Below are 2,562 nucleotides of genomic sequence, written 5' to 3'. Positions count from 1 at the left end.
CCCCTCCTCCGGCACCGCCACAAGACCCAGCTCCGCCCCGCTCGCCAGCAGCCGATGCGCCGGCAGCACGCGGACCGTGTAGCCGAAGGGGCCCGCCCTGTCTAGGGCCAGCGGTCCCTCGTAGAGGCGGCGGCCCTCTCCGTCGACGCCGCCCACCGGCTTCAGCGGGACCGGCGTCGCGTCCGCGATGTGATCCTCCGGATCGACCCGCCCCGCGATCGCCTGCACCTCCACGTCGTCCGGCGTCAGCTCCCCGAGCCGGACCCTCACCCGCAGCGCGAGCGTCGAGCCCAGTTCGGCCGTCGCCCCGAAGGCGGACGCCTCGACATGGTCGACGGCGACCCGTGGCCACGCCCCCCGCACCCGCGCCTTCCAGGCGGCAAGATCCCCCGCCGCGCCCGCGTCCAGTGCGCGATGCGCCCGCGCGGCGGGAACGTACAGACCCTCCACGTAGTCACGGACCATCCGCCCGGCGAGGACCTTCGGGCCGAGCCGTGTGAGCGTCCGCCGGACCATCTCGATCCAGCGGTCGGGGAGGCCGCCGGGGCCCTGCTCGTAGAAGCGGGGCGTGATCCGGCGCTCCAGCAAGTCGTACAGCGCCGCCGCCTCCAGGTCGTCCCGCCGGTCGTCGTCCGTCGCGGAACCGTCCGCCGTGGGAATCGCCCAGCCGAAGTCCGGCTCGAACCATTCGTCCCACCAGCCGTCCAGGACCGACAGGTTGAGGCAGCCGTTCAGGGCGGCCTTCATGCCGCTCGTGCCGCACGCCTCCAGCGGGCGCAGCGGGTTGTTCAGCCAGACGTCGCAGCCGGGATAGAGCTTCTGGGCCATCGCCATGCCGTAGTCCGGCAGGAAGACGACGCGGTGGCGCACCCGCGGGTCGTCCGTGAAGCGCACCAGCTCCTGGATGAGGCGTTTGCCGCCGTCGTCCGCCGGATGCGCCTTCCCGGCCACGACGATCTGGATCGGCCGCTCCTCGTGGGTGAGCAGCTCCATCAGGCGGTCGCGGTCCCGCAGCATCAGCGTCAGGCGTTTGTACGACGGGACGCGGCGCGCGAAGCCGATCGTCAGGATCTCCGGGTCCAGTACGTCGTCGATCCAGCCCAGTTCCGCGCTGGCCGCGCCCCGCCCGCGCCACGAGGCGTAGAGCCGCCGCCTGACCTCCGTCACCAACTGCCCGCGCAGCTCGCGGCGGAGCGCCCAGATGTCGGCGTCCTGGATCTCGGCGACCGCGTCCCAGCGCTCCGAGCCGCCCACCGACAGGGCGTCCTCCGTCCGCTGGGCGCCGATCTGGCGGGCGCCGAGGCGGAAGACCTCGGGGGCCACCCAGGTCGGGGCGTGCACGCCGTTGGTGACGGAGGAGATCGGGACCTCGTCGGCGTCGAATCCCGGCCACAGGCCCGCGAACATCTCGCGGCTCACCTTGCCGTGCAGGGTGGAGACGCCGTTGGCGCACCGGCCGAGCCGCAGGCCCATCACGGCCATGTTGAAGAGGTTGGGCTCGCCGCCCGGATAGGTCTCCATGCCGAGGCGCAGTATCCGCTCGACGTCGATGCGGGGCAGCTCGGCGTCCGGGCCGAAGTGGCGGGCGACCAGTTCGCGGTCGAAGCGGTCGATTCCGGCGGGGACGGGGGTGTGGGTGGTGAAGACCGTGCCCGCCCTGACCGCTTCGAGTGAGGTGTCGAACTCCACGCCCTGCTCGGCCAGTTCGTGGATCCGCTCCAGGCCGAGGAAGCCCGCGTGCCCTTCGTTGGTGTGGAAGACCTCGGGCTCCGCGTGCCCGGTCAGACGGCAGTACGCGCGTATGGCGCGCACTCCGCCGATGCCGAGCAGCATCTCCTGGAGCAGCCGGTGTTCGCTGCCGCCGCCGTAGAGCCGGTCGGTCACGTCGCGGGCGCCGGGGTCGTTCTCCTCGACGTCCGAGTCGAGCATCAGGAGCGGTACGCGACCGACGCACGCCTGCCAGACGTGGGCGCGCAGCGAGCGGCCGCCGGGAAGGGCGATCGCGACCTGGCAGGGGGTGCCGTCCGTCTCGCGGAGGAGGGTCAGCGGCAGCTCGTTCGGGTCGAGCACCGGGTAGGTCTCCTGCTGCCAGCCGTCACGGGACAGGGACTGGCGGAAGTAGCCGTGCCGGTAGAGCAGTCCGACCCCGATGAGCGGCAGACCGAGGTCGCTGGCCGCCTTGAGGTGGTCGCCGGCGAGGATGCCGAGGCCGCCCGAGTACTGCGGCAGGGCGGCCGTGATGCCGAACTCGGGCGAGAAGTAGCCGACGCCGCTGGGGAGTTCGGCTCCGCGCTCGGCGGCCTGCTCCTGGTACCAGCGGGCCCCGGTGACGTACTCCCGCAGCCCGTCGGAGGCCTCCGCGAGGCGCCGCAGGAACGGCTCGTCGTGGGCCAGCCGGGCGAGCCGCGCGGGCGGCACGCTGCCGAGCAGCCGCACGGGGTCGCCGCCGGACGCGGCCCACAGCTCGGGGTCGACGGCCTCGAAGAGGTCGCGGGTGGGCGTGTGCCAGGACCAGCGGAGGTTGCGCGCGAGCTCGGCGAGCGGGGACAGGGGGTCGGGAAG

The 2,562-nt window shown here is 73.2% G+C and carries 1 protein-coding gene; it reads right to left on the bottom strand.

Annotated features, from left to right (window positions below; genetic code table 11):
* Window positions 1–2,562, bottom strand: a 2,562-nt coding sequence (gene glgP, locus E2651_RS42590) for an alpha-glucan family phosphorylase (RefSeq protein ID WP_135336627.1), incomplete at both ends; no start/stop codon positions are given.

The organism is Streptomyces sp. MZ04, from assembly GCF_004684775.1.
Taxonomy (GTDB): domain Bacteria; phylum Actinomycetota; class Actinomycetes; order Streptomycetales; family Streptomycetaceae; genus Streptomyces.
This window is presented reverse-complemented; position numbering and strand designations above follow the sequence as displayed.